Source organism: Candidatus Dadabacteria bacterium (assembly GCA_026706695.1).
Classification (GTDB): Bacteria; Desulfobacterota_D; UBA1144; order Nemesobacterales; family Nemesobacteraceae; genus Nemesobacter.
The window spans coordinates 1-3,063 of the sequence record JAPOYE010000030.1 but is presented as its reverse complement, the minus strand read 5'-3'; the positions used below and the strand labels follow the sequence as shown (position 1 = coordinate 3,063).

Sequence of the window (3,063 nt, the reverse complement as noted above, 5' to 3'; positions counted from 1 at the left end):
GATCTGGGACAATATAAAAATGAACACTTCTGAGAAAGGAAGAACTGAAAAGAAAGTGGCTTAGCAGACTCCCTGACAGCCGCTTTAGAAAAAGTGGGAAGTCTGGCGAGAAAAAAGAAGACAGCCGCATGAATTGGGATGAAATTGGCTATGATTTCTTATAATCGTCTTTTATGTTGCTCTACAGGGTCGAAAGCGGTTGTTGCGTTCTGTGCGGCGGAGAAAAATCGTCAGAAATGAGGTTTTTCTGGCGGGTACCAACTCTTTCTCAAAGAAAGATGTTCAGCTAAACTTCTTTCGGCAGAATTGCTCTCGCCAAGCTTAAATAAGTAATCCTTCTGGAGGAACTTATGTCCATTCAACGTTATTCGGTAAATCAGCACCCTATCGCCATTCTTTTAGCTTGGATAAAGGCAGGTGAAATTGCCATTCCTGACATACAGCGTCCCTTTGTATGGAGTGCCGCGAAAGTACGTGACTTTATTGACTCGCTCTATAACGGCTATCCCGTTGGGTATCTAATTTCTTGGCAAAATCCAAACATTCGCCTAAAGGATGGTTCTGAATCAGCTGGCAAAAAAATCCTGATCGACGGTCAGCAGCGAGTAACGGCGCTTCTCGCAGCACTGCTAGGGCAACAGGTGATTAACAAAGATTATAAAAGAACTCGTATCTCTATAGCTTTTCATCCAGGAGAAAAAAAGTTTGAGGTAACCAACCCGGCAATACAAAAAGACCCAGAATGGATTGCCGACATAGCCACTGTCTTCGATCCTCAGACGAAAACTTTTGTGCTTGTGCGAGAATACTGCAAAACAAACCCAAATACTGACGAAAACGATATCTTTGAGTGCATAAATCACCTTCAGGGGATTAGCAACAATACAATTGGTCTCATTGACCTTAACTCCGACCTTGACGTTGAGACCGTCGCAGAGATTTTCGTTCGCATAAATTCCACGGGCGTTTCGCTCAACGCGGCAGATTTCGCAATGTCCAAGATGGCCGCAAGCGAAAAATATGACGGTCACAGACTCCGAAAGTGTATTGACTATTTTTGTCATTTGGCCATAGCACCCGAAGCTTATAACGATCTGGCAAAAGACACGGAGTTCGTCAATACAGAGTACTTTCGTGCAATGCAGTGGCTAAAGAATGAAAAAGAAGATCTCTACGACCCTTCATACACCGATATGCTTCGCGTGGCCTTTACCCAAGAGTTTAAACGCGGCCGACTTGAAGATTTAGTCGCTCTACTCTCCGGTCGTAATTTTGAAACGCGCACATTTGAAGAAACCATAGCAGAAAGTTCCTTTGCCAGACTTAAAAAAGCACTTCTGCTGTATATGAATGAAACTAATTTCAAACGTTTCATCATGATTCTTCGTTCGGCGGGGTTCGTAAATACTTCGATGATCAGGTCACAAAACACGGTCAATTTTGCTTATCTGCTGTATTTGACTTTACGTGCACAGAAGGCCGACTCCGGACAGATCGAATCTCTAGTAAGACGATGGTTTGTCATGTCAATTCTCACATCTAGATACACAAGTTCACCTGAGACAGCTTTTGGAGTTGATGTTCGAAATATTAATGGGCAAGGAGCAAGTTCATATCTTGACGCATTGGAGAGAGCGGAACTTTCGGACGCCTTCTGGAATGAGGGTTTGCCACAACAGATGAATACATCAGTCGCAAGCAGTCCTTATTTCAATGTGTTTCTTGCAAGTCAGGTAAATGGAAACGACAAGGGATTTCTCTCAAATCAGCATTCCGTAGCCAACCTTCTTCAAGGAGCATCCCACATCCACCACGTGTTTCCACGCAATTACCTCAAGAAAAAGAAGCTTCCGCGCAATCGCTACAACCAGATTGCCAACTATGTCGTAATGCAGAGTGAAATCAACATCGCTATAGGTGACAGTTCGCCAGCGGAGTATTTTCAAGCTTTATGTAACCAGTGCGAAACCGGAAAGACTTGTTACGGTAACATAGTTGACATTGATCAACTGAACTCTAATCTCACTGAACATTGTATCCCAAAGGGAATATACGGGGCAGGTATTGAAGACTATGATAGGTTCTTGCGGGAACGCAGAAGTTTGATGTCCGCCAAGATACGCGACTACTACAAAATGTTGTAGGAAAGATTTGACACTTAAAATCTCAAGAGAAACAATCAGATGACCACATCTCCATATCGTAACGTCTTGTCAACTGCTCAGGAGAAACTCAATGCGTCAATAGAGCAAATTCGGCGGACAATACCCCACTCAGGTGAAATGGGAATGCTTATTGAGCAACAGTTTCGGTCTCAGTTAGGACAGATATTGCCTGAAAAAGTGGGCATTTCACATGGATTCGTGGTTGATTCGTCAGGAAGTGTATCCAAGCAACTGGATATAATACTGTATGACAGGTTAAACACTCCTCTCATCTTTTCGAGCGATGGTACCCAAATGTTTCCTGTGGAAGCAACTTATGCCTGCGGTGAAATTAAAACCAATCTCAACTCGGCCGAACTTGATAATTGCTTCGATAAGTGTTCAAGTTACAAAAATCTGCGCAGAAAAGCTTATTTTGAACGCCAGAGCCCAATAAAGACAACTCACAATCTATTCGGACGCTCATATGATCATTGGCAGTCAATATTCTTCTGCATAGCCTATAGAAGTATCAAAGCTGAATCACTACTAAACACATACAATGAAATCGTAAGATCCAAGAATCTGCAAGTTTCTAAGAGGGTCGATACGATAATTGCTCTTAGTGCAATCGACAAAAGAAACATGTTAATTAATATCTCTGGAGAACTTGTAAACGGCGTACCCGCTCCGAGGTCCATTGATCTTCTTCCTAGTTCTGGCAGCAAACTGTACTCCTATCCAGCTAAGGAACCTTGGTCACTTTTCATCATGCTATTGCGTTACATGAATCAAGTGCCTATGGAACCAATTAACATGTTGTGTTATTCGGGAGAAGAACCATTCTAGCGGTATCGGTTTTCAGAAAACATGAAGATTATTGTTGATCCCAAGCAGCCTCTGGATTTCGAGACCTCGG

The 3,063-nt window shown here is 42.8% G+C and carries 2 protein-coding genes; both read left to right on the top strand.

Translation table 11 applies throughout. The annotated features are described in order from the left end of the window. Window positions 1-350: 350 nt before the first annotated feature. Window positions 351-2,144, top strand: a complete 1,794-nt coding sequence (locus OXG10_02475; GenBank protein ID MCY3826234.1) for a DUF262 domain-containing protein — start codon at window positions 351-353, stop codon at window positions 2,142-2,144. Window positions 2,145-2,330: 186 nt separating this feature from the next. Next, window positions 2,331-2,993: a hypothetical protein gene (locus tag OXG10_02470; protein MCY3826233.1), complete on the top strand. Its 663-nt coding sequence runs from the start codon at window positions 2,331-2,333 to the stop codon at window positions 2,991-2,993. The last annotated feature ends 70 nt before the right edge of the window (window positions 2,994-3,063 follow it).

Excerpts from the sequence above, each read along its gene's own strand:
- OXG10_02475 (MCY3826234.1), top strand. The coding sequence starts at position 351 with ATGTCCATTCAACGTTATTCGGTAAATCAGCACCCTATCGCCATTCTT.